General features: G+C 38.3%; 20 protein-coding genes. 6 read left to right on the top strand and 14 right to left on the bottom strand.

Annotation, left to right across the window (positions count from 1 at the left end):
* Positions 1 to 64: 64 nt before the first annotated feature.
* From AC27IF_RS10325 to AC27IF_RS10305, 5 genes are all read right to left on the bottom strand, one after another.
* Complete coding sequence (locus AC27IF_RS10325) at positions 65 to 757, bottom strand: esterase/lipase family protein (RefSeq protein ID WP_487054185.1); 693 nt, start codon at positions 755 to 757, stop codon at positions 65 to 67.
* 100 nt (positions 758 to 857) lie between these two features.
* The gene (locus AC27IF_RS10320; protein ID WP_487054184.1) at positions 858 to 3,170 is read right to left on the bottom strand and encodes an extracellular catalytic domain type 1 short-chain-length polyhydroxyalkanoate depolymerase; all 2,313 of its coding nucleotides are present in this window, start codon (positions 3,168 to 3,170) and stop codon (positions 858 to 860) included.
* 214 nt (positions 3,171 to 3,384) lie between these two features.
* A complete protein-coding gene (locus AC27IF_RS10315; RefSeq protein ID WP_487054182.1) occupies positions 3,385 to 3,876 on the bottom strand; it encodes an arsinothricin resistance N-acetyltransferase ArsN1 family B in 492 nt (163 codons plus the stop codon).
* Between the two features lie 10 nt (positions 3,877 to 3,886).
* Positions 3,887 to 4,492 (bottom strand): glutathione S-transferase family protein, encoded by a 606-nt coding sequence (locus tag AC27IF_RS10310; protein WP_487054295.1) that lies wholly within the window; start codon positions 4,490 to 4,492, stop codon positions 3,887 to 3,889.
* A 77-nt stretch (positions 4,493 to 4,569) separates the two neighbouring features.
* Positions 4,570 to 5,457: a LysR family transcriptional regulator gene (locus AC27IF_RS10305; protein WP_487054180.1), complete on the bottom strand. Its 888-nt coding sequence runs from the start codon at positions 5,455 to 5,457 to the stop codon at positions 4,570 to 4,572.
* A gap of 173 nt (positions 5,458 to 5,630) precedes the next feature.
* On the opposite strand from AC27IF_RS10305, the gene AC27IF_RS10300 reads away from it, so the two are divergent.
* The 4 genes from AC27IF_RS10300 to AC27IF_RS10285 all read left to right on the top strand — a co-directional run bounded on the left by AC27IF_RS10300 (position 5,631) and on the right by AC27IF_RS10285 (position 7,419).
* The gene (locus tag AC27IF_RS10300; protein ID WP_487054179.1) at positions 5,631 to 6,233 is read left to right on the top strand and encodes a glutathione S-transferase family protein; all 603 of its coding nucleotides are present in this window, start codon (positions 5,631 to 5,633) and stop codon (positions 6,231 to 6,233) included.
* 82 nt (positions 6,234 to 6,315) lie between these two features.
* Positions 6,316 to 6,702, top strand: coding sequence for a nuclear transport factor 2 family protein (locus AC27IF_RS10295; protein WP_487054178.1), 387 nt, complete (start codon positions 6,316 to 6,318; stop codon positions 6,700 to 6,702).
* 2 nt (positions 6,703 to 6,704) lie between these two features.
* The gene (locus AC27IF_RS10290; RefSeq protein ID WP_487054176.1) at positions 6,705 to 6,905 is read left to right on the top strand and encodes a 2-hydroxymuconate tautomerase family protein; all 201 of its coding nucleotides are present in this window, start codon (positions 6,705 to 6,707) and stop codon (positions 6,903 to 6,905) included.
* 55 nt (positions 6,906 to 6,960) lie between these two features.
* Positions 6,961 to 7,419 (top strand): DMT family transporter, encoded by a 459-nt coding sequence (locus tag AC27IF_RS10285; protein ID WP_487054175.1) that lies wholly within the window; start codon positions 6,961 to 6,963, stop codon positions 7,417 to 7,419.
* Between the two features lie 11 nt (positions 7,420 to 7,430).
* Here the strand turns inward: AC27IF_RS10285 and AC27IF_RS10280 are convergent, their stop codons facing one another.
* From AC27IF_RS10280 to AC27IF_RS10265, 4 genes are all read right to left on the bottom strand, one after another.
* Positions 7,431 to 7,913, bottom strand: a complete 483-nt coding sequence (locus tag AC27IF_RS10280) for a methylated-DNA--[protein]-cysteine S-methyltransferase (protein ID WP_487054174.1) — start codon at positions 7,911 to 7,913, stop codon at positions 7,431 to 7,433.
* Positions 7,910 to 9,289 (bottom strand): DNA-3-methyladenine glycosylase 2 family protein, encoded by a 1,380-nt coding sequence (locus tag AC27IF_RS10275; protein ID WP_487054172.1) that lies wholly within the window; start codon positions 9,287 to 9,289, stop codon positions 7,910 to 7,912. Before AC27IF_RS10275 ends, AC27IF_RS10280 begins: the two co-directional genes overlap by 4 nt.
* 362 nt (positions 9,290 to 9,651) lie before the next feature.
* Complete coding sequence (locus tag AC27IF_RS10270; protein WP_487054171.1) at positions 9,652 to 10,008, bottom strand: carboxymuconolactone decarboxylase family protein; 357 nt, start codon at positions 10,006 to 10,008, stop codon at positions 9,652 to 9,654.
* Between the two features lie 16 nt (positions 10,009 to 10,024).
* On the bottom strand, positions 10,025 to 10,807 hold the full coding sequence (locus AC27IF_RS10265; protein ID WP_487054169.1) for a 3-hydroxybutyrate dehydrogenase: 783 nt from the start codon (positions 10,805 to 10,807) through the stop codon (positions 10,025 to 10,027).
* A 275-nt stretch (positions 10,808 to 11,082) separates the two neighbouring features.
* Here AC27IF_RS10265 and AC27IF_RS10260 point away from each other — a divergent pair, with 275 nt between their 5' ends.
* Positions 11,083 to 12,354, top strand: a complete 1,272-nt coding sequence (locus AC27IF_RS10260; RefSeq protein ID WP_487054168.1) for a diguanylate cyclase — start codon at positions 11,083 to 11,085, stop codon at positions 12,352 to 12,354.
* Between the two features lie 166 nt (positions 12,355 to 12,520).
* Positions 12,521 to 14,893 (top strand): Tex family protein, encoded by a 2,373-nt coding sequence (locus AC27IF_RS10255; protein ID WP_487054166.1) that lies wholly within the window; start codon positions 12,521 to 12,523, stop codon positions 14,891 to 14,893.
* 846 nt (positions 14,894 to 15,739) lie between these two features.
* Here the strand turns inward: AC27IF_RS10255 and AC27IF_RS10250 are convergent.
* From AC27IF_RS10250 to AC27IF_RS10230, 5 genes are all read right to left on the bottom strand, one after another.
* On the bottom strand, positions 15,740 to 17,374 hold the full coding sequence (locus tag AC27IF_RS10250) for a methyl-accepting chemotaxis protein (RefSeq protein WP_487054164.1): 1,635 nt from the start codon (positions 17,372 to 17,374) through the stop codon (positions 15,740 to 15,742).
* 297 nt (positions 17,375 to 17,671) lie between these two features.
* Entirely contained in the window at positions 17,672 to 20,665 is a 2,994-nt protein-coding gene (locus tag AC27IF_RS10245) for an ATP-binding protein (RefSeq protein WP_487054163.1), read from the bottom strand.
* A 5-nt stretch (positions 20,666 to 20,670) separates the two neighbouring features.
* Entirely contained in the window at positions 20,671 to 20,871 is a 201-nt protein-coding gene (locus tag AC27IF_RS10240) for a hypothetical protein (RefSeq protein ID WP_487054162.1), read from the bottom strand.
* 150 nt (positions 20,872 to 21,021) lie between these two features.
* Positions 21,022 to 22,089: a DcaP family trimeric outer membrane transporter gene (locus AC27IF_RS10235; RefSeq protein WP_487054160.1), complete on the bottom strand. Its 1,068-nt coding sequence runs from the start codon at positions 22,087 to 22,089 to the stop codon at positions 21,022 to 21,024.
* 246 nt (positions 22,090 to 22,335) lie between these two features.
* Positions 22,336 to 23,916 (bottom strand): methyl-accepting chemotaxis protein, encoded by a 1,581-nt coding sequence (locus AC27IF_RS10230; RefSeq protein ID WP_487054159.1) that lies wholly within the window; start codon positions 23,914 to 23,916, stop codon positions 22,336 to 22,338.
* Between the last annotated feature and the right edge of the window lie 160 nt (positions 23,917 to 24,076).

Raw genomic sequence — 24,076 nt, 5'->3', positions numbered from 1 at the left:
ACATTGCTTTATTCTACTTACAACCAACTTAGGCGGCTAACCTAAATTGGTTGTAGTAAACACTTTATTGAATGAGCTCTAGCTGCTTACTGGCCGTGTAGGTTTGTAAGCCAAAATGTCCCAATGCGTAGGTATAGCTTGCATCTTCATTGGTTATTTGACTTGAATGAACTCCGTTTACAGTACAGATACCACTTCCACACACTATTTGATCACTCCAACTTTTAATAGAATAGACTCTATCTGCAAGCGGCTTATTGTCTAGCCAATCTAAAAATGGACTTGAAACAGATAAGCCATAATTACCACAAGTCAGGGACCAGACATTCCAAGGGTATCTACCGCATGTCCAAAGACCTCGATAAGCTCCAGCTACACCGACAAAGCTATCGACTTGTCCACTGACGCCAAGTTTAATTATTTGTTGGGCAGCTAGAGTGACTCCCATTGAATGGCCGATGACATCAATTTTTCCTGTGCAAGATGCATTTATCGCTGCAGTTAACTCATTGGAGATTGGTGTTTCTTCTGAGCCATTATGATTATTATTAGCGGCAATAACACTTCCCCAAATTGGTCGATATATTTGAGAGTTAGTATAGCCATTGGCAATTAGTGCATCGTAGGTATTATTCCAATCATCTGGTGAGCCTGTATTGCCATGCACTAACACAACATTATCTACACAAGCGGCTTTTATTGTCGTCGTTGTTATGAGCAGTACTATAAAAAGTAGGGTATTTTTAAATATTTTCATGAATGATTTCATAATTTGTTATCCATATTTTTGATTAGTTTTATAGCATTGTGCTGTGTAGCGACAATGCTATTATAAGGATGCTGAAAACTGTTTAGCTTTAAGGACAACTGCCTATTTCATAATAATTATTGGCGGTTTCAGCTAACGTTGTTGTGTAGAACAAATTATATAGCCCCATATTCTCTCCCGAGCCTGTGGCATATGCATAGATACCATTGGTAGTGGCTCGACTGGCTTGCACGTGAGCATAATTACTGGCAGTCGTTTCTGTACAATCAGCAATAGGGTCTGGAGTACTATCACAAACATTTCCAATACCGTCGTTGTCGTTATCCCCCTGATCTGCATTTGCATCATTAGGGCAGTTGTCAACATTGTCGGCGATACCGTCATTATCAGTATCTGCTATTTCACCATTTGGAGTACTATCACAAACATTTCCAATACCGTCGTTGTCGTTATCCCCCTGATCTGCATTAGCAAAGTTAGGGCAGTTGTCAGCACTGTCGGCGATACCGTCATTATCAGTATCTGCTATTTCACCATTTGGAGTACTATCACAAACATTTCCAATACCATCGCTGTCGTTGTCGGCCTGATCTGCGTTAGCATCATTAGGGCAGTTGTCAGCACTGTCGGTAATACCGTCGTTATCAGTATCTGAATTGTTTGAGCCATTGTTTGTACAGGCTTGACTTGGCCCAGCACAGCTTGGCGCTCCATCTGCTATCCATTGACATTGATCGCTGCCGGCAGTGTATTCACGCATGGTAAATGCGGCAGTACCAAATTCAAGATAGCAGGCTGAATAACCCGATCCCCAAGTAATATGACCTTCAGAAATATGTAAGTTGTAGTCTCCTGTGACACCGGCATCAATGTTAAATTCGATGCCGTCAGTGCTTGATAACCCACCGGTATCAATTGCGGTAACTGTAGCTGTGTTATTGCCGCCTGCTAAATTGCATTGTTCAGCCGAGTAAACATTATCAATGACTGTTGCGGTGACATTACCGTTAGCAAAACTAACTATGACGTTATCAAGGTTTTGATTTATATCAATAACATTACCTGTAATGGTGGCGCATTGGCCGGCTATCGATGCATTGATGCCTGATAATGTTGGTGATGCGGCAGCAGGTTCATCACCAATTCGTTGGTTATTCGAAAGGCTATCACCATCTTTACCTTCGTTATCTGTGGCAGTGGCGGTAACTTTGTATAAACCATCAGCTAGAATACTTGATGTTGCTGAAAAGGCACCGTTTGTCGTATCAGCATTTGTGGTTAACGTTGCAATGAATATGGGGGAGCCAGTATCTATTGCTTCAATGGTTATAGTGATGAGGTCAACACTACCTTCTTCATCGGTAGCATTACCATTGATGACTAAAGTGCTATTGTCAGCAAGCACAGTGAAATTACTAATGTCAGGCCCGCTATTGCGATCAACGCGTTTATTGTTTTCAGCAAAGAATTGCCCCAAATAGTTAGCAAAGTTGATGCTATCATCAGCAATATAATCACCAGATGCACCCGCACCACCTGACCAAGAATGATCTAAACTATCAAACCAAAGCATGCTGACACGATTGTCAGCCCATAAAGTTTCTGAAGCGGTATGTCCTGCTCCATCAGATAAATTATTGGTACCAGGTAATTGATTAACACCATATACCGTTGCAAAACCATCGGCATTTTGCTGGTTATAACAAGTATTTACCGTGGTATCCGCACTGCCATGACCTATAACGGCAATTTGGCTATCAAAATGATTGGCAGAGCTACCTGCATATCCTTCACAACGTGCTTTAAAGGTTGATGTTGATACGGTTTCGCAAGTCGTTATAGCGCCATTGGAACTGGTGCCAATAGTAGGGCCTGCACTTGGCGCCACACCAGCGAATACATCGGGTGCCAAACAAGCTGTTTGTGCTGACATGGCGGCTCCTGATGATAAACCGGCAATATACACTTGTTTCGGGTCTATATCTCGGTTGGTGTCATTACTCATCGTATTAGCTAAATTAATGAGGTTTTTATAATCGCCAGATGTTCTTGAAATTGTACCCTGCCAATATGACCAGCAGCTGTAACCTGCTTTATTCATAGCATCTGGAACGGCTATTACCATGCCGTGATTTTCTGCAGCAGTTTCTAGCTGAGCAGTAAGGTAATTATTAATGGGTTGGACGCAACCGTGTAAAACGATAAGTAATGACTTGCCATTACCAATAGTGGAAGTTGAGTCTGGGGTGTAAATGTGAACTGAGTTAAAGCCACCTAGCGTGACATTTTGCTGCCAGCTACCTGCTAAGGTAGCTGTTGAGCAAAAGAGCATTAGCAGAGATAGCGGTGTAGAAATGAATGATCTATATTGTAAAATTTTTGACCTAATTAACTGTTTCATAAAAAGCCTATTTTTAGTTGTTTTTGACTTATCCTAGTAACGATTTTCCTTTTTAATGTTTAGATTGGTTAAAATATAAACATCAATAGAGTAGTCAAAAACACAGTAAAAATAAGTGACTCTTTAGTAGTATTTACAGCTATGGATTGTTTTTTAGGGTTAGTTGCCTTTATGTTGTATTGGATTAGTAAGCATTAGACTTGTTCTTTATCCGTTAATCATTCAAAACAAGTTGCCAATAGCCAACATCGAGCCATTGATCAAATTTACGACCTATTTGCTCAAAATGGGCGACTTTAGTCATGCCTAACTTTTCATGTAAAGCAATGCTTGCTGGATTGGGGAGTGTAATGCCGCCGATAGCGGTATGTATTTTATGATTTGTTAATTCAGTCAATAACGCTTGATATATTTGGCTACCTAAACCTTTACGGTGTGATGACGGGGCGAGATAAACCGTAGTTTCTACACTGTTACGATAAGCACTGCGCTCTTTCCAAGGAGTTGCATAAGCATAGCCTAGAATTTCATCATCATGAGTGATCACCAACCAGGGTAAGTTAGCATCAGTGACTTTGTTGATACGACACGCCATTTCACTATCAGTAATACATTCTTCCTCAAAAGTAATGACAGTATTTTTTATATAGTGGTTATAAATTTCGACTATGTCTTTTGCATCTGCTGTGGTGGCTGGGCGGATCATAAATAATACCTTATTCAGTTGTGTCCATGCCGATGTAATTTGGTTGGTTTTGAATTCTCGCTAACCAAGATAAAATTGAAGGATAGGGTGTTAAATCAAAACCACCTTCGTGTGCGACATGAGTGTATGCGTATAAGCTAATGTCAGCAGTGGAAAGTGCCTCACCTACTAAATATGGTGTTTGACTAAGTTGAGTTTCCATCACAGATAATGCTTTATAGCCCCCTTGATGCTTGGCTTCATACTCGGCTTGGCGTTCTTTTGGTAAGCCTAGATATTTGGCAATAAAGCGTGCAACTGCGATAAATGGCTCATGGCTGTATTGTTCGAAAAATTGCCATTGCTGAACTTTGGCGAGCTCAAAACTGTCTTTGGGAAGTATATCACTATTGGTAGCTAAGTAATTTAAAATGGCATTAGATTCGGTAAGAAAGCGACCATCATTGAGATCAAGCAGTGGGATCTTACCGTTTGGGTTTTTTGATAAAAAGTCTGCCTGAGATGCTTCACCCGCTAAGATATCAACATGTTGCCAATTATGCTCAATTTGCAACAGACTACAAACCAATTTAATTTTATAACAATTGCCGGAAAGTATATCGCCGTATATTTTGATCATTATTCATCCTCCTGCTTGATGGAGACATTAAATTACAGTAAATACTCAGTATTGGCAAAACTTAAGCTAATGACTTATTTCATACGCTTTTTATCGGCAAACCATTGTTCTAAATATTCAATGCATTGCACTAACTTTGCAGGAACAAAATATCGCACTGGGTACAATGCATAAAGGGTTAGCATAGGCTTTTTGGCATCGGCTAATACTTCTATTACCTGTCCACTATCAATGGCTTGTTGACAGATAAAATCAGGAATAAAGCCTATTCCTAAGCCTTGCTTAATTGACTCCATCATAAACAGGGTATTATTGACTTTTAAATTACCTTTAACACTGACGCCATCTTCAATTGGCCAGATATTCTTTCCTTGAAAGTAGCTATAAATGAAACAATTATGATGTTTTAAATCTCTTGGTAGTTTTATGTTCGGATTCTGCTTGAGGTAGCTAGGTGAAGCACAAACTTTATAAGTAAAATGTGTTAAGGCTCGACCAACATAATTAGAGTCTAGCGGTGTGCTGGATGCTCTAAACCCTAAATCGAATCCCTGCTCAACCAGATCAATATTTTCATCTCCTAGATGAATGTCTAACTCTATTTCAGGATTAGCCTGCATAAAATCTGCAAACAAACAGGATAAGTCGGTAATACCCAGTGCCATAGGGGCATTTATTTTTAGTTTACCACGAAGGTTTTGCTGTAAATCTTGTACAAAGTTATCAGCATCATCTAATTTGGCTAAAATTTCTCGGGCTCGTTGTAAGTATCCTTTGCCGGCATGAGTAAGTTGCACATTACGGGTAGATCTATGTAGTAGTCGCGCGCCTAAGTCATTCTCTAATCTAGATATTTCTTTACTGACCATAGATTTAGATGAGTTTACTTGTTCAGCGACACGGGTAAAACTCCCCAAATCAGCTAACCGAACAAATAATTGAATAGCTCTTAATTTATCCATAATTATCAATACTCAATGATATTGTCATCAATTTGAGAACAGTATATGCACATTGTAGATATATATGAAAACAAAAAAAGCTTTTAACATATTTATATCGCATTGAGGAGGCACGGTTGGCCCAGTATGCGAGTAAACGGATTAGTTAACTGTATTTATTAGGAGGAGATTACATGTATACACTTTATTACTCACAAGGTGCCTGTTCTGTGGCTACACAAGTTGTTTTAAGAGAATTAGGTCAAGAAGTAAAACTAATTGATGCGCAGCTAGATAAAAGCTTCAATGAGGTTAATCCAGTATTAGCAGTTCCTGTATTAGTTGATGGTGATAATTGTTTAACTGAAGGTGCCGCTATTTTGCTTTATCTTTTAGAAAAGCATCAAAATTCACTTTTTCCGGGTACAAATAGACAGCAAGCAATTGAAAATATTATGTTTGCTAATGCCACTATGCACCCAGCTTACGGGAGGTTATTTTTTCTGACACAACACATTAGCGATGACAAAGTAAAACAGGAGGCGTTAAATGCCGCAGCTAAAAGTATTAATCAATTATGGCAAGTAGTAGAAAATAAACTAATGACACAAGATTATTTGGGCGGAGAGACCCCTTCTGCTGCTGACATCATGCTATCAGTATATTCGCGATGGGGTGCCTATTTCCCCGTTGACATCATTATAGGTGAGAAAACCACAATAATGATAAAGGCGGTACAGGCAATGCCCAATTTCATTAAAACAGATGAAGCGGAGCAAGCTACTTCAGTTAGATGAAATATTTTATAAAATCGCGTTAAAGACGGTACTTTTACGCATTGTCGGCAGTTGTGTATATTGAAATTTTATGGGGATAACTATGAACTATTATCTAACAAGGTTCGAAGAGTTAGAAGGGGACTTTACCGCTGTTTCTAGCATTTTACATCACTATTTTGATGGCCTTTATCATGGCGATGTCGCCAAACTAAAGTCTATATTCCATCCTGATGCTTGGCTTAAGGCACCAAATATAAGGCGCTCATTATCTCAATGGTTAAAAGATGTTGAGAGCAGGCCAATACCTGAAAAGTTAAAACAGCCTTTTGATTTTAAAATATTAGCGCTTGATGTAGTGCAAGACCAAGCGATGGCGAAAATTTATTGCCCTTTGTTTGATTTTAATTATATCGATTTCATTGGCTTACTGAAAGAGTCAGGCCAGTGGCGAATAGTCACTAAGATGTATACAGATATTAAGGAGTAAATATGCCATATATTAAAGTACAAATTACAGATGAGGGGGTAACTAATGATCAAAAAAAGGCCATCATTGCCGGTTGCACTCAATTAATGGTTGAAGTGCTAGATAAGTCACCCACAACAACGTTTGTTGTTATTGATGAAGTAAGTACTGATAATTGGGGAATTGGCTTTGAGCAGGTGACTGAGCTTCGAAAACAAAAGTGAACAATTGGCTTTATTTAACAGAATAGATAATTGTAGAAGAGGAGCGTTGATTATTATGTTTCAGCAATCAACATACTATGCACTATTAATGTGTGTGGCGGGCATAGGGATACCCATCATGGCCGCTTTGAATGGAAGTTTGGGTAATAAGGTGCAAAGTCCAGTATTAGCCACAGCTATATTATTTACTACCGGCTGTGTTATTTCACTGGCATACTTATTTTTATCAGGGGGAGTTCCTAAATTAGCTTTTAAAGAGCATATACCTTTTCATTATTATTTTGGTGGAGTACTGGTACTCTTTTATATTGTATGTATGACGTGGACAGCACCAAAATTCGGTGTTGGTAATGCCATTGCGATGGTGTTGTTGGGACAAATTATAGCTATAGCTGTTATCGATCATTACGCTTTATTTGGTGCATTAAAACATACTATTTCTATACAGCGATTAGTCGGTTTGATATTAATGATATTTGGAGTTTATCTGACAGTACGGGTTGATAATATTTAATACTTTAAAAATTATTGAGCAACTTGTTCCTGTTCAAACTTTAACAGCCACGCTTTTCTATCTAGGCCACCAGCATAACCCGTTAAGCTACCATTTTTACCGATAACCCGATGGCAGGGGATAACAATAGCAATTGGGTTAGCACCGTTAGCGGCACCAACGGCTCTAACTGCTTTAGGGTTATCCATCATTTGAGCTTGCTGAGCGTAATAACGTGTTTCACCAAAAGGGATTGCTAATAATGCTCGCCAAGTTTGTTGTCTAAATGGTGTTCCAAGGGGGGCTAAGGGGAGTTCAAAGTTACTCCTGTTACCTGTGAAGTACTGTTGTAACTGCTCTTTTGCTAACTTAGTTACCGTATTTTCAGTATGACTCTTAAAGTTGAGTAACTCTGCTTTGTTGATAAATTCAATACGATTAATGGCTTGTTGGTCGGCAAAAATACCTAAGTGACCAATAGGTGTGTCTAGATAGCTAAAAAAGGGGGGGGTCATAATAAGTTCCATACTTGAAAAGTGAGATAAGATTGCCAAGGAGAAGCAAGTTCAGGGTTTAAGTTCATACCCTTTTGGCTTAACGCTTTTTTAACGCCTAAATCCCCTCCTAGCCAGATGTTTGGATCACTTAGCCCGCGCATTTTCGCATAATCTATGGTCCATGGGCCAATGCCTTTAATCGCTAGCCAGTCATCGGGTGATGCCTGAGGGTTATCTAGCATAAATTGTGCAAATCGTAATAGTGTATGCCGCCTTGCTGTTGGCATTTTTAATTCAGCTAGATCACCTTTAAGCAGAGCTTCAGGCGTTGGAAAATAAGTAAGTTCATCTTGTTTATGGCCGTAATGCGCGACTAGAGTCGTCACTAATTTTAACGCACCTGCGACTGAAATCTGTTGACCTAAAATGGCCTTAACACCCGCTTCGAATAAACTCCAAGTGCCGGGCAAACGTAACCCTGTACACAAGGGTAGAGCAAAATCCGGTATGTTAGATAATTGTTGATCAATATTATTGATGGCAGCATCTAAATCGAGAATACGACGAATATTTCTAACCACTGGCATTAAATAGCTGATATCACTAATGGTAATATTGATATTAAAGCCACATTTTTCCTCTAGGTGAGTTGCAGTGAACTGCCCGTAAATAACTTCCCCTGAAGCGGATGACCAAGTAAAAGTCCGACCATAACTCTGGGACTCTATTCTCTCAAGATAAGTAACCGCTCTAGCTTGCAAAAAATCGCGCAATTGTAACCAAGCATAAGGGGGGCGATAGCTTAAAAAAATACTAATACTATTGCTTTGTGTGGCGGTGGATTTGTTTTTCCGCAAGCTAGAAGGAGTTAACTTTAATTTGGTTTTAAAACAATCGTTAAATCGCCTTAAACTGTTGAACCCTGAGGCAAAAGCAATATCAGTAATGCTCATGGTTGTTTGTTGCAATAAAGCTTTGGCGAACATTAACTGCTGATGTTGCGCATAATTTTTAACGCTGGTGCCTAAGTTTTCTTGAAACAAGTGATTGAGGTACCTGCTGCTAATACCTAAGCGCTCTGATAGTTGGCTGATATTTTGGTTAGCTAAACCCCCTTGATTAATCAGCTTGATGGCGCGCTCAAAACTGGTATTCTTTCCCAGCCAAGCAAAAGAGTCGGGAGCCGCATCGGGACGGCATCTTAAACAAGGCCGATAACCATGGTTTACTGCGGCAATTGAAGAGTTAAAATATTCAACATTTGTTTCTTTGGGAGCCGGAGCAGGACAGATAGGACGGCAAAAAATGCCGGTAGTTTTCACCGCAATAAAAAACTGGCCATCGAAACGAGCATCACGAGATAAGCGTGCTTGTTGATACTGTTTGCTATTCATATGTGATCTATTACCGAGTATTAATGTACTCAGTGTAATGGCAATCAATAACCAACACTAGCCAGATTCGGAACTGTATGTTGTTTGGCTATCGCATTATACCATTCCGCATAAAGAAGTGCTCACTTAGAACTTCATGGGCGACATTAGAACAAACAAAATATGTGAAGATATAGTTATTCTACATCAAACAAATTTTGTGCAGTTATCATGGTGCCCATGCGTTCCCGAAGGGCGAGTTTTAAAGGCTTATATGCGGCGTTATTGATTTTGACAAGGGAATAACCATTCTCTTCAATCAATGCCTTGCCTCTAAGCCTTTAAATTCTCGCTAAGCGATCACTTTCTTATACGGATTGGTATTACTCTAGCACTTCTTTGGCAGCGCGAAACGCTTCTTGTGCTGCCGGCGCACCACAATATACAGCACTGTGTAACAACACTTCACGGATTTCTTCAGCGGTGGCACCGTTATTGATTGCCCCACGAATATGGCCTTTTAATTCTTGTGATGCTCTTAAAGCGGCTAACATGGCAACAGTCACTAAGCTGCGCGTTTTTAAATCTATACCATCTCGTTGCCATGTAGAACCCCATCCATGTGTATTGATGTACTCTTGCATGGGTTGAGTGAAGTCGTCAGTGTTATTTAATGCCCGATCAACAAAATCATCACCCATCACTTGTCGACGAATTTTCTCACCTTTACTAGCTGTCATATTTTAACCTTAATATTTATTGTGCTGTCCAAGCGCCATCCATAGGAAGAGAGGCGCCAGTAATACTGCGAGCACTGTCGCTACATAAGAATAAAATAAATTCGCCTATTTGACGAGGGTCCATCATTTCAGGTTGAGGTTGTTTTGCCGTGACTAAGTTATATTTAGCTTGAGAAAACTCTACTTGTTGCTGCTTGGCGATATCATTTATTTGGTCATTGATCAGAGGTGTATCAACCCAGCCAGGGCAAATTGAATTTGCCGTGATACCTTGTTCTGCACATTCTAAGGCCACTACCTTAGTTAAGCCAATCATGCCGTGCTTTGCCGCTACATAGGCAGATTTATTTAAAGAGGCCACTAAACCATGTACAGAGGCTATATTGATTATGCGGCCCCAACCATTACGTTTCATACTGGGCAGTGATTTTTGAATGGTATGAAAGGCAGAAGTTAAATTAATGGCGAGTATGGCATCCCATTTTGCCTCAGGAAAAGACTCAACGCCTTCGGTATGCTGAATACCGGCGTTATTGATTAAAATATCAATACTACCCATAGCGGCAAGCGCGTTCTCCATTAAACGACTAATCGCTTGTGACTCCATTAAATTGGCATTATCAAATATAGTTTTAATACCGTATTGGCCTGAAAATTCTTTTGCCAATGCTTGGCCTTCACTGTCAGTCATAAGACCATGTAATACTAAATTTATTCCTTGCTCGGCTAGCACATGGGCTGTTGCTAAACCTATACCACTAGTAGAGCCGGTAATAAGCGCTGTTTTATTTTTTAACATAGTCGTTTCCTATTTATTCCAGATACAGATAAAACTTATCTGCAGTTTCAATAACAATCGATAACCGTGTCGAGTTTTACGGTTGAAAGCGACTGTTGATGATTTTTGATGAGATATTTAAATATCTTAAATATGAGTTTATCTCTCTAGATTAACGTAAATAAATGGCTTTTTATTTAGCACCTTAGTACTACGCGATTAGCTTGCGTAAAGTGGCAGAAATGAGTTTTTCAACCATACTAAAGTAATTATCATTGCTTAGGAAAATAGATTTAATGAAGACCTTAGTTGTTGAGCCTTCTAAAACATATCGTTTATTACTCAATGAGTTTTTACATGGTTTTGCAATTGAACCAAAAGAAGTCACAAACGGTGCCGCTGCAATGGCGGATATCGGTGCTCATCAATACGACCTAGTTTGTATAGCAATGCATTTGCCTGACATGCAAGGAATTGAGCTTGCAAAACAAATTAAAGCATTTGAAGGTTTCGAAAACTGTATCATCATTATTTTTTCCAGCGAGCAAAGCCAAGAGAAATTAGAAAAAGCTAAGACGGCACAGGTCAACTATATCTGCCAAAAAATGGAGTTAGATAAACTAAAAACACTTTTTGCCCATATTACTCAAGATGAATTAGTGGCTTTTGATGGTACAGGCCATATTTTGTATATTGAAGATCATATGACACAAGCAAAAGTTACCATGGCAATGTTAGAAGAGCTTGGATTAACTTTTGAACATTTTACTAGTGCTGAGGCTGGGTTAGAAGTGTATGATCAGCAAGATTTTGATCTTATCTTGCTAGATATCGTGCTAGAAGGTAAAAAGGATGGTGTTGATTTTATCGAAGATATTAGAGCTCGTACTGATGAAAAAGCATTCACGCCAATTCTCGCTATCTCAGCGACACTCAATGATAGTCAGCGTATTCATGCTTTAAAAGTAGGAGCTAATGACTTTATTAATAAACCCTTTATACAGGCTGAGCTTGCTGCCCGACTTAAAAATATGCTGCTGACACAGCAGCTATATCAACAAGTTACGGCTCAAAAGCGCGCATTAGAGCAAATGGCAATGACAGATCAATTAACTGGTTTATATAACAGGCACTTTTTGATCCCCTATATTAAAAAGGCCCTTAGCTCGGCGCAACGATACAAGTACCCCTTGTCGATTGTAATGATAGATTTAGATAAGTTTAAACTCATTAACGACGAGCTTGGTCATGATGCTGGTGATGCACTCTTATGTGATATTGCCAATCTTTTAAAGGATAATTGTCGTAATGAAGATGCCGCTATTCGTCTCGGTGGCGATGAGTTTTTATTGGTTCTTCCTCACTGCTCAATAGAGCAGGCACAATTTAAAACGGAAACGCTTAGAAGAGCGATGGAAGACTTGCCACCGTCGAGTCATCAAACATCAGCAAGTTTCGGTTTAAGCTCAACAGAAGAGGGAAATTTTATTTTTGAACAACTATTTTCTATGGCTGATGTCGCTGTCTACCAAGCTAAAGTAAAAGGTGGCAATGATATTAGTTATTAATACATTTGCTGTTCTGCTATAAAGTCACTTTCTGATATAATCCTACTATCTTGTAAACACAATATAAAGCTAGCTGATTTATAACGCTTGTTAAACCAAAATAAATGCTTAGATAGCTCAGCTTCAAATTCAAAACTATCGTTATTTAACGTCGGAACGCCAACCAATGTCAGTTATTGCCGAACAAATTGCTCAAGAACTTAATGTTAAACCATCACAAATTAATGCTGCTATCGCCTTATTAGATGATGGCGCAACCGTCCCTTTTATTGCTCGTTATCGTAAAGAAGCGACTCAAGGCTTAGACGATAATCACTTACGTGAACTGGCAACAAGATTAACTTATCTACGTGATTTAGAAGCTCGTCGGCAAGTGATTATAACCAGCATCAAACAGCAAGATAAATTAACCGCTGAGTTAGCTAAACAAATAGCGAATGCAGATAATAAAACCCGTTTAGAAGATTTATATTTGCCGTACAAACCAAAGCGGAGAACTAAAGGACAAATTGCGATAGAAGCGGGTATTGAGCCATTAGCAAATAACTTATTTAATAACTGGCAGCTAAACCCTGAACAAGAAGCTAGCGTATTTTTAAACCCCTCAGCGGGCTTTGCTGATGTCAAAGCGGTATTAGATGGGGCGAGTGCCATTTTGGCTGAGCGTTTCAGTGAAGATGCGAATCTGTTGCAAAAATTACGAAACCACATACTTAAACAAGCCCATTTAACCAGTAAAGTTGTGAAAGGGCAGGAGCAAGCTGCTGCAAAATTTCGTGATTACTTTGCGCACAGTGAAAAATTAAAAACAGTACCTTCACATCGTATGTTAGCTATGCTTCGTGGGCGTAATGAAGGTGTGTTACAACTTAAAATTGATGTCGATCCAAGCCAAGAAAAAACGTCGGTGTCTAGTGCTGAGCATATTATTAGTGAGCATTTAACACTACGCTTAACTAAGCAAGCAGCTGCAGAGTTTTTAACGAATACTGTTCGTTTGGCATGGAAAAGTAAATTAAGCGTTAGTTTAAGTAATGAGTTGCTAGGTCAATTACGAGAGCAAGCGGAATTAAAGGCGATCAATGTTTTTGCAGAAAATTTGAGTGATTTATTAATGGCGGCTCCAGCGGGTGCCAAAGTCACTTTAGGTTTAGATCCTGGTTTACGCACAGGTTGTAAAATCGCTATTGTTGATGCGACGGGCAAGCTATTACATACCACTACTATTTTTCCTCATGCACCGCAAAATCATTGGGATAAATCGGTACGGACTTTAGTGAATATTTGTCGTCAACATAAAGTAGAACTGATTGCCATTGGTAATGGTACCGGCTCTCGTGAAAGTGATAAGTTAATTAGCGATGTGATTGCGCAGTTTGATGAAAGCACAGGTAAAGGAAAACCGAAAAAAATGATGGTTAGTGAAGCCGGTGCGTCTGTTTATTCCGCTTCTGAATTTGCGGCTAATGAGTTTCCCGATCTTGATGTTTCTTTGCGTGGCGCCGTGTCTATTGCTCGACGTTTGCAAGACCCTTTAGCTGAATTAGTCAAAATAGATCCAAAAGCGATAGGTGTAGGACAGTATCAACATGATGTGAGCCAAAGCCAATTAAGTCAAAGTCTTGATAATGTAGTCGAAGATTGTGTGAATGCCGTAGGTGTTGATCTGAATTCAGCCTCAGCCGCTTTGCTAACACGTGTGGCTGGTTTAACAAAGACTATGGCGAATAACATTGTTGAATTTAGAGACGAGCAGGGGGCTTTTACCAATCGGAATCAATTGAAAAAAGTTGCGCGTTTAGGGCCGAAAGCTTTTGAACAAGCGGCAGGATTCTTACGTATCACTGCTGGCGATAACCCATTAGATCAGTGTGCTGTTCACCCAGAAACTTATCCAATTGTTGAAAATATTATTAAGCAACTGGGTCTTGATATAAATACATTACTTAATAGTCATGAGCAATTGCAGCAAATAAATATCAATGAATTAGCCACCGACAAGTTTGGCGAAGTAACCATTAAAGATATTATTAAAGAACTGGCTAAACCTAGCAGAGATCCAAGGCCTGAATTTAAAACGGCTACGTTTGCTGAGGGAGTCAATAGCATTGCTGACCTTCAAGTAGGTATGGTGCTAGAAGGAATTGTATCGAATGTTGCCAATTTTGGTGCCTTTGTTGATGTCGGTGTGCATCAAGATGGTTTAGTCCATATTTCATCTATGACTAATAAATTTATAAGTGATCCTAGAGAGTTAGTAAAAGCGGGTGATGTTGTAAAAATTAAAGTTACAGAAGTTGATGTTGCTCGTAAGCGTATTAGCTTAACAATGCGATTAGATGAAGATAGCCATGGCAAAAGCAGTAATCGCAAAGCACCAGTAAAAAATGAAGGTAAGGGTGAGTCACACACTCAACATAAAGTGAAAAACAACTCTAATAAGAATCAGCGGACACAACATAACCCGAGAGGAAAAAAAGTTGAAAATGCTGCAATGGGCAATGCTTTTGCCGATGCTTTTGCTAAGTTGAAAAAATAAACAACTTTTTTTAAAAAAACAGTTGACGATACAAATAAGAATCATTATCATTAAGTTGTTGGTTAGGGCAATTGACCGCTCTCTCAAGCGTTTTAACCAATAGCAAGGCTGGAAACTTAGTGGTTATGTTTCAGGACGCATAATCACTAAGTCCCTTCCTCAAAATTGATTCATAATATTTCCTCGTGAGTCAATTTGATAAAAAATTTTTGATGGTTCAGCCAGTAGTTATTTTAGCTACTGGCTTTTTTATTACTTTTTCAGGGATATTTTTTGGCGATATATTTAGTCATAAAAAATCGTTAACAACACAAATAAGAATCATTATCATTAAGTTGTTGGTTAGGACAATTGACCGCTCTCTCAAGCGTTTTAACCAATAGCAAGGCTGGAAACTTAGTGATTATGTTTCAGGACGCATAATCACTAAGTCCCTTCTACTTAATAGCTTATCTTTTTCTTCTCTTTATTTTTCAATTCGATATAAATTTTGATGACTAAGTTGTACTTACTTTTAGTTACTGGCTTTATATGCTTTATCAATTAATCACTTTTCAAAACTCAATTATTTAATTGTATTAACTCTTTTACTCAAAAAAGATAAATTAAAGCTTTACAATACGAATGAGAATGATTATCATTTGTTTGTTTGTTGGTTGAAGTAAGTGAATACTCTCTCAAATACTTCAATCAGTAGTAGGGTAGGATAGTTGTAGATAGTGTTACAGGACGCATTATTGTTAAACTTATGACTTTACGATGACTCAAACTTTCCCCTTGAGTCAGTTTTATTTATCTTTTGATGGTTTAGCCAGTAGCTATTTGCTACTGGCTTTTTTTTGCTATTTAAAATTTAAAACGGCTAACGACTTCTGACATACTATTGCTACTTGATTTAAGCTGAATACTGGCATTATTTAATTGATCCGATGTCGCGAGTGATTCATCTGTCATACCTGCCAAATCATTGATACGTAAATTAACTTCATCAGCAGCTTGTGTTTGCTGCTCAGTGGCTCTAGCTATCTGAGTATTCATTTCGGAAATTAATTCCATTAATTTATCAATTTCAGATAAGGAGTCATCGGCTTTACTTGTTTGTTCAACAGTTTTGCCAGAAATATCTTGGCTAATTTTTACTGCAGATACCGCCTCTTGAGCACCAGATTGTAATTTTTGAATCATTTGCTGTATTTCGTTGGTACTTTGTTCAGTTCTGTTAGCTAAGGTACGTACTTCATCAGCAACAACGGCAAATCCGCGCCCTTGCTCTCCTGCACGAGCAGCTTCAATAGCGGCATTAAGCGCTAGTAAATTGGTTTGTTCCGCAATACCACGAATAACGTCAAGTACAGAGCCAATATTATCACTTTCAGCAGCAAGGCTAGCAACTACTTGTGAAACGCCATCGATATTCGTTGAGAGTGACTGCATTTGCTCTATGGTACTGGATACGATCTCTTTACCTTGCGTGGTATTATTTCTGGCATCATTAGCAGCTTGTTCAGCGGCGCCGGCATTATTGCTAACATCGCGAATTTGTGAGGTCATTTGCTCCATAGCTGTCGCAACTTGGGTAGTTATATCATTTTGGTTTTGTGTTAATGATTGTGCGGTTTCACTGGCTGTTGCTACCGTTTGTGCGTGATTTAGTACCACATCTGAGTTGCCAGCAACATCACTTAACGAGTCACGCATTTTTTTGGTAAATTCATTGAAATAATGGGCTAAACGAGAAACTTCGTCTTGAGCATTTTGATCCAGTACTCGGGTTAAATCACCTTCCCCTTGAGCGATATCTTTCATCAAGTTTGACGCTTCATGGGTGGGAGCTATGATACTTTTTCCAATAAAATAGCCGAGTAAAAGAATAAATATGATTAAAACTGTAGCAAAGCCAATTTGAGTATTTCTTTGTGTTGCAAAGATGGCTTCAATATCATCAATGTATGTACCAGAGCCAATTATCCACTGCCATGGCGTAAAACCTTTAACAAAAGAGATTTTATCAACGGGGTCATCAACACCGGGCTTGGGCCATTTATAAGGGACAAATCCTTGCCCTTTCGATTGCACTATATTTACCATATCGATAAATAATGCCGTGCCATCAGGATCTTTTACACCAGCGACATTTTTACCATTTAATGCTGGTTTAATCGGGTGCATGATCATAGTTGGTGAAAAGTCATTTATCCAATAATAATGGTCATTGTTATATCGAAGACTTTTTATGGTATTTAGGGCACTTTCTTTAGCTTGTTCTTCAGTTAGTGCTCCAGAAAGCTGTTGTTGGTGAGCATGTTCTATAACACCGTAGGCAACTTCAACGACCTGTTGACTGCTGGCATATTTTTGTTTTAATAATGATTGATGAGCTTTAGATAGGCTTATTGAACTTAATATGATTAAGGTCGTAATAATTAACACCAATAATAATATAAAGCGCTGCTGAATGGTGTATTTGCGTAATAAGTCCATGAGTGTTCTCAAAAATTAATAGAAATTAATTAAAGTTTAGTACAAATAATACCAAACGGATTAATTAATTGGTCAATTTAGAGCTATAGTAGTGAGCTTAGAACAAACACAATGAGTTAAACATAGTTACTCTATATTTCATTCATTTTGTGAAGTTATCAGGTTGCTACTAAGCTCCCGAAGGGCGAGTTTAAAAGGCTTATATGCGGCGTTATTGATTTTGACAAGGGAATAACCATTCTCTTCAATCAATGCCTTGCATTTAAGCCTTTTAATTCTCGCTAAATGATCAATAAATTAATCCGATTGGTATGAATTAGATTTCTTGGCGACATCATGAAAAATATTGATTTTTGGTTCATCAATTGCTCGTGCATCGCGTGGCAGTAGTATTTTAAAGCTTTTCCCTTGATTTTGTTTGGTAATTAATTCAATGCTCCCTTTTAGCCTTTGGGTTACTAGGTTATAAACAATATGTGCTCCAAGGCCAGAGCCACCTTCACCTCTTTTCGTGGTATAAAAAGGTTCAAATAACTTGTGCTTGGTTTCTTCATCTAGAGGACAGCCATCGTCGCTATACATAAGTAATACCGTATCTTCTTGTTGTTGTGCCGTTATCGTAATGGTCCCATTTTCTTTAGGCTCAAATGCATGCAATAAGCTATTTAGCACTAAATTGTTGGTAATTTGCGCTAAAGCACCTGGATAGGAATATATATTGATATTATCTGGACAATTTAGCACTAACTCAATGGGTGAGCGTTTAAATTTAGGTTTTAAAGAGCGCAAAATATCGGTTAAATAATCATGAAGATTTATTTTTCGGGTATCATCAATAACACTATCAACAGCAATTAATTTAAAGCTTTCAATCAACTCCACTGCTCGGTTAATGTTGGATAGGGATAAATCAAATCCTTGTTCTAACTCTTGGGTAAATAAAGTTAATTGATTGGACGTTAATTTTTGCTGCGCTAAGGCATCGATAATTTTATGGCATTTTTCTTTCATAAAGCTAATTGAAGTTAGCACTATACCTATGGGAGTATTTACTTCGTGAGCAACGCCAGCAACTAGACTACCTAAGGAAGCCATTTTTTCATTCTCTAGTAATTGTGTTTGTGTTTGTTTGAGCTCGGATAGAGTCTGGTTTAGCTCTTCATTACTTTTGCTTAATTCAGTGGTTCGTTCAATTACTCTAAGTTCAAGCTCTTCATTAAGGCGTTGAGTTTCCTGCTCTGCTTTAAGGCGTTGCGATATTTCAGTTTCTAATTGCTCTATATTGGCTAACTGTTGTTTAGCATGGTTCTCCAATAATTCTCGTTTTTGTTGATGGAAATTGACTTGTTCAAATAATTCTTTTGGAGATAATTGTAATTGTGCTAAAAATCTGGAGAAATAAGAGGCCAATTGCGCTTGCTCTTCTAGAGTGAAAACCTTTATGCTCTCAAAAGCACGAGCTGCTGATGCCATGCCGATAACACCGGCAAGGGCGTTAAGTGCGGTATTTTTTAAGATAGATAACTCGGCAATGTTAATTTTGTCTTTTGTACTGATCCCAGTGTTGGATAAGCACACCTTTAGTTTGTTCTCTGCTATTTCAGAAGGCATGTATTGCTGAAATAAACCGTCTATCAGTGATGTTTTAGTTGGTAAATCTATGATGTCAGGTTCAGTTTGTGCCACAGAGGTGTCATAAGTAATGTTTTGGGTATCAACAAATTGATGAGCGATCTTATGTTCATCGTCTGACATGGTGGTATACAAAGAAACGCCAACATAAAGTAAGGTGTTAATTAGTAGACTCCAAGCTAAGCTATTAGTGAGTGATGAAGCTTGAGCAATGGCAAAAAATCTTTCCGGATTAAACCAATAAAAAAATCCCGATGTTTGATCTAATATTGACCAGTCTAGCCAACCGCTACGAATAACCGAGGGTAAAAGAGAGCTGTAAAACCAGATAGTAGAACCGGCTATTAAACCCGCGATTGCTCCTTTTACATTACCGTCGCGCCAAATTAAACCGCCAATTAACGCAGGAGAAAATTGAGCGCAAGCGATAAAGCTGATAGTGCCAATTTTTATGATTAATTCAGAATCCCCTATGGCGCGGTAGTAAAACAAACTTAAGAACAGCACTAGAAAAACCATAAGCCAACGAATTGAAAGTATGTAACGTTTTAGTCGATGAAGTACTGTGATATTCATCATGATGGGGATCATAATGTGATTGGTAAGCATGGTTGAAAGTGTCATTGCACTGATCATTATCATGCCAGTAGCGGCGGCAAAGCCACCAAGAAAAACCAATAACGAAATTAATGCTTGGTTGTTGGATAAAGGGAGACTAAGTAACCATAAATCGGCTGAGCCTAAAGAGGAGCTTTGTAACATACCCGCAAGTGCTATTGGTAAGGTGAAGATATTAATTAACAATAAATAAAGCGGAAATAGCCACCTAGCTTTATTAATAAACTTCATGTCGCCACATTCTATAATGCCAACGTGAAATTGACGGGGCAAGGTCATAATCCCTAACACACCTAATAACATAAAACTTAGCCAGTTTTGTGCGCTTAGTGGCTGCATACTCTGTTGCAGAGCAAGGCTAGAAGGTAGATTGAATAAGTGTAAAACACCTGGATTTAATAGGTAGCAGATCCAAACGGCAGTGATTAGAAAAGCAAATAATTTAAAAAGACTTTCAAAAGCTAACGCCACCATCATACCTGGGTGTTTTTCTGTTGGATCTAGATGACGAACACCAAAAATAATAGTAAAAAAAGCTAACATTAACACTATCAGTACATCAAAGTTTGCTACCCAAAAGCTCGTGTTTACAGACGGAGCGACCATGACTTGAAAACTGGTAATAATAGATTTTAATTGGATAGTTAAATAAGGCACAATGCCTAATAGGCATAGAATACTGATCAAAGCAGCTAAGCTTTGTGATCTGTTGTAACGGGCAGAAATAAAGTCAGCAATACTAGTGGAGTGAAATTCGTTTTTTAATAGCACCATTTTCTTAAGCAATGGGCTCAAAAAAACCAAGGTTATGGTTGCTCCTAAGTATAAAGCGATGGGAAATAACCCTTGAGAAGCAGAAATACCAATGTTGCCAAAAAACGTCCAAGAAGTACAAAATACGGCCAGACTTAAAGCATAAGTGTGGGCAGAATTTCGTACCTTTTTCGCCTTGGTATTATCTGACTGCGCCCATTGGGCAATAGCGAACAGGATTATGATATAAACAAGCAGTAGAGTGAATAATTGATTAGTGGAAATCATAGCCACTATTCTTTGGTTTTATCGGTACGGCTTTTGATAGGTGAAAGTTTTAGCAAGCCGAAGATGATAATGATCAACCAACATGAGAAAGTAAATAACCAATTTTCGAATAAAGACAGTTCATCCGCTAGTAAAACCGGAAAAATTAATAACATCAGAGCAATAATTGCTATGAACCATAAGTGAATATTTGAGTTTTCCATCATGCTTTCTACGGATAGATACGTTATCTAGATTATAGAAGATGAATAGAAATTTGCCTGAATAAAAAAAGGGAAGCGTAAGCTTCCCTATAAAATAACCCCAAGTGAGGTTAACTAACGCAAATTATTGTATAAGCGCGAACAAGTTCTCGCCTACAAAACGTATTTAGTAGAAAATTGCATGTAATTCGAATCAGCATCTGATTCTGCCATTTCAAAATTACCTACCTCAATACCAAAAGAGAGCTGTTTAGTGAAGTTTTTGAATAAATTAACGCCCCAGTGAGTTCTATCTCTGTCGGTTAAGTCTGTCTGAGTGTTGCCATAAAAGACTGAACTACGCATATCTTCAGTCCAGAAGTGACGATAAGCCACCATGATTGACGTTGTATCTTCTACTTCTTCACCGACTATATCTGTAGAGGCAGTTACACCAACGTAACGACCGACATTACCACCGTGTAGTTGAAAGCGGAAATCATCTTTGCCAAACGTTTTAATTCGACCTGCAATACCGTAGCCAAATGCAGATTCACTTTGGTTTGTTGCTGATTTTAATTGACGTCCTAAGCCTGAAATAGAGACATTACCCCAATCCCCTTTAAAGGTATATTTGGCGATAAAATCAGGAACGGAATCATCACGAGTCGTTGTTGAACCTCGGTAACCACCATAGGATTCAGGATTCTCAATAGATAGTTGTAAACCACCGACGGTATAACGTATCTGCCCTTGACGAATAAAAGCTGAGGCAACTAGCGGGCCACCAAAATCAGCTGCTTCAGCTAAAGAGCTAGTATTTTGAAAGGTGGTCCAGGTTTGACCGACAAGAACATCTTTGTATTTAACAAAAGCATGACGTAAGCGTGGGCTTGATGAGTTAGAAATGACTTCGTTACCGCCACCTGAAATGGCATCGCCATAAAAATCCATTTCGATAAAGCCAGTAACATCACCGTGAACATATTTGGTATTAAAGCGAGTTTCATTGACGGAGATGCCAAAGTTTGACTGATCGGCGTCAAGTACCGTGCCACCGCCATACCAGTAATCAGTGGCAGCGATATTACCATCAACATAACGTGCGTCAGCTTTAATGTAGCCACCAAAGGTGATTTTATCATCGTCAGAAAGATCAATGGTATAACCAGCATTAGCAACACTGGCCATGGTGAGTAAACCTGTTGCTAGTAGTAATTTACTTTTTTGAAATTTAAACATATGTATCCCCGCTATATCTGCCTTAGGCAGTTGTTTCATTTGTTGTTTGTTTTTTATTAAAAAGTCAGAGTTCTTTGTCTCTTTGTCTCTTTGATTTTTATTGTTTCACTTTCGCGTTTTACTAAAAGTGATGAGTAATTTTTATTCAGTTAATAAAGTAGAGTTATTAACACCATAAAGGAATTAGACCTAAGTCTAAGATGAGCACCTTTAGCGTTAGACTTTAGTCTAGGGATTGAAATTTAGCTAATTTTTGGCTTTAAAACCAATTCTAAAACCACCCCAATGTTTACCATTTACAAAAATTGGTGCGGAGACATCATGCATAATTTCACCAGTATCACGCTTATAGGTTTGTAGTAGAAATTTTTCGGTATGTTGCCCGCAGCGAATACCTGTTGGGTCGTTAAACATACGCTTGGTACGATTATTGGCTACGTCTATTTCGGGGTTTCCTGTGAGTGGTTTCGAGAAACATTTGTTATGGGTTGGAAAATAGCCATTAATATCTACAGCACCAGCGTATATCATCTCTTTATATTGATGTAATAATGGCTCTTGAATGGCTGGTAGGTATTGGTCAGTATAGCTGTCGAATTGTGTGGTAAATTTATCTGGATTAGTATTACCTAAAGGGTGGTAAGTAAAGTCAAATAGCTGCTGCAGAGAAATTGCATTTTTAGCTATACTGTCTTCAAATAATTTACTGATAGTGTTAGCGGTAATTTGTGCTTGTTTACACATGGTATCGACAAGGGTATTAGTTTCAAAATCAGAGAGATGAATAAAAATTGACTCGGTACTATTGGATAAACTTTCTGCTTGCTTTGAAACCGATTGTGTTTCTTTGCTTTTAGCAATTAAAAAATCATGCAGATTTACTACTGAACTTGATATCTCTGAAGCCGCCAAATCTTGTTCTTGCAGAGCATAGCTAATTTGATCGCTGGCGGCGGCTGAACCAGACATTAGTTGATTAATATCAGTAAATGATTGTGATAAATCAGACATGGTTTCGACGACACTACTCGTTTGTTGTACTATTTGGGCCATAACTGCGGTGGTGTCTGTTGTTTCATTACTTATTTTATTTAACATTTTCCCTATCTTATTCGTTGCCTCAGCAGTTTTTGCTGCTAAAGCGCGTACTTCATCAGCAACAACGGCAAACCCTCTGCCTTGTTCACCTGCGCGAGCCGCTTCTATGGCGGCATTTAATGCCAGTAGGTTAGTTTGTGACGAAATACCATCTATTACATCAGTAATACTTTGTATCTCAGCTGCTTTCTTTGCCAATGAAGTTATTTTTTCTGAAGCGTCTTCTACCGAGTCATTAAGTTGATTTACTACCTGAATGTTGTCTGTTAATTGAATTGTACTATCACTACTGGCACTCATGACTTGATTGGTTTGTGCAGAAGCGAGGACGGCATTGTCATTAATCTGTTTACTGTTGACTGACATTTGTTCAGCTGCTGATGCAAGACGGTCTACATCTTCCCCTGATTTTTCTATAGCATTGCTAAGTTGGTCAAGAAAATAACTTAATTCAGCAGAGTTTATTGCCAATTCACTTGTTTGGTTACTTATTTTTTCGCCAACCAAAGTAAAGTTTTCAGCGGTAGCTGAAGTCGGCTTAATATTGTCTGATGATTGTTTCTGATAACGTAAACAACTAAAAAATATAATGATAAAGGTTGCGATTAGCAGAAAAAATGTTGATAAAATTGAAGAACTAATAAAAGTGATACAAATATAATGAATGAATGTGACCAGTAAAGCACTAATGAAAGTAACTATATAGACAGGCGTAGGTTCATTTTTCATGCGAGCGCTCCTAACAACTTTTGGTTGCTTTAATAACCATAATATTTGCAGTAGATAATCCCTAATAGCTTATGATAAAAATCCGTATTAACAATTAGACTTTAGTTATAAGTACATATAGTTACAAATTTCTGTATGGGTCATAGAAAAATAAACCTTT

The organism is Colwellia sp. KS18-150 (genome assembly GCF_057551365.1).
The sequence above is the reverse complement of the archived record's forward strand: the minus strand, read 5'-3'. Positions and strand labels throughout refer to the sequence as shown.

What these genes read in the sequence shown, in the direction of transcription:
- AC27IF_RS10325 (WP_487054185.1), bottom strand. Translation starts at nt 757, where the DNA reads ATGAAAATATTTAAAAATACCCTACTTTTTATAGTACTGCTCATAACA.
- AC27IF_RS10320 (WP_487054184.1), bottom strand. Translation starts at nt 3,170, where the DNA reads ATGAAACAGTTAATTAGGTCAAAAATTTTACAATATAGATCATTCATT.
- AC27IF_RS10315 (WP_487054182.1), bottom strand. Translation starts at nt 3,876, where the DNA reads ATGATCCGCCCAGCCACCACAGCAGATGCAAAAGACATAGTCGAAATT.
- AC27IF_RS10305 (WP_487054180.1), bottom strand. Translation starts at nt 5,457, where the DNA reads ATGGATAAATTAAGAGCTATTCAATTATTTGTTCGGTTAGCTGATTTG.
- AC27IF_RS10300 (WP_487054179.1), top strand. Translation starts at nt 5,631, where the DNA reads ATGTATACACTTTATTACTCACAAGGTGCCTGTTCTGTGGCTACACAA.
- AC27IF_RS10295 (WP_487054178.1), top strand. Translation starts at nt 6,316, where the DNA reads ATGAACTATTATCTAACAAGGTTCGAAGAGTTAGAAGGGGACTTTACC.
- AC27IF_RS10290 (WP_487054176.1), top strand. Translation starts at nt 6,705, where the DNA reads ATGCCATATATTAAAGTACAAATTACAGATGAGGGGGTAACTAATGAT.
- AC27IF_RS10285 (WP_487054175.1), top strand. Translation starts at nt 6,961, where the DNA reads ATGTTTCAGCAATCAACATACTATGCACTATTAATGTGTGTGGCGGGC.
- AC27IF_RS10280 (WP_487054174.1), bottom strand. Translation starts at nt 7,913, where the DNA reads ATGACCCCCCCCTTTTTTAGCTATCTAGACACACCTATTGGTCACTTA.
- AC27IF_RS10275 (WP_487054172.1), bottom strand. Translation starts at nt 9,289, where the DNA reads ATGAATAGCAAACAGTATCAACAAGCACGCTTATCTCGTGATGCTCGT.
- AC27IF_RS10270 (WP_487054171.1), bottom strand. Translation starts at nt 10,008, where the DNA reads ATGACAGCTAGTAAAGGTGAGAAAATTCGTCGACAAGTGATGGGTGAT.
- AC27IF_RS10265 (WP_487054169.1), bottom strand. Translation starts at nt 10,807, where the DNA reads ATGTTAAAAAATAAAACAGCGCTTATTACCGGCTCTACTAGTGGTATA.
- AC27IF_RS10260 (WP_487054168.1), top strand. Translation starts at nt 11,083, where the DNA reads ATGAAGACCTTAGTTGTTGAGCCTTCTAAAACATATCGTTTATTACTC.
- AC27IF_RS10255 (WP_487054166.1), top strand. Translation starts at nt 12,521, where the DNA reads ATGTCAGTTATTGCCGAACAAATTGCTCAAGAACTTAATGTTAAACCA.
- AC27IF_RS10250 (WP_487054164.1), bottom strand. Translation starts at nt 17,374, where the DNA reads ATGGACTTATTACGCAAATACACCATTCAGCAGCGCTTTATATTATTA.
- AC27IF_RS10245 (WP_487054163.1), bottom strand. Translation starts at nt 20,665, where the DNA reads ATGATTTCCACTAATCAATTATTCACTCTACTGCTTGTTTATATCATA.
- AC27IF_RS10240 (WP_487054162.1), bottom strand. Translation starts at nt 20,871, where the DNA reads ATGATGGAAAACTCAAATATTCACTTATGGTTCATAGCAATTATTGCT.
- AC27IF_RS10235 (WP_487054160.1), bottom strand. Translation starts at nt 22,089, where the DNA reads ATGTTTAAATTTCAAAAAAGTAAATTACTACTAGCAACAGGTTTACTC.
- AC27IF_RS10230 (WP_487054159.1), bottom strand. Translation starts at nt 23,916, where the DNA reads ATGAAAAATGAACCTACGCCTGTCTATATAGTTACTTTCATTAGTGCT.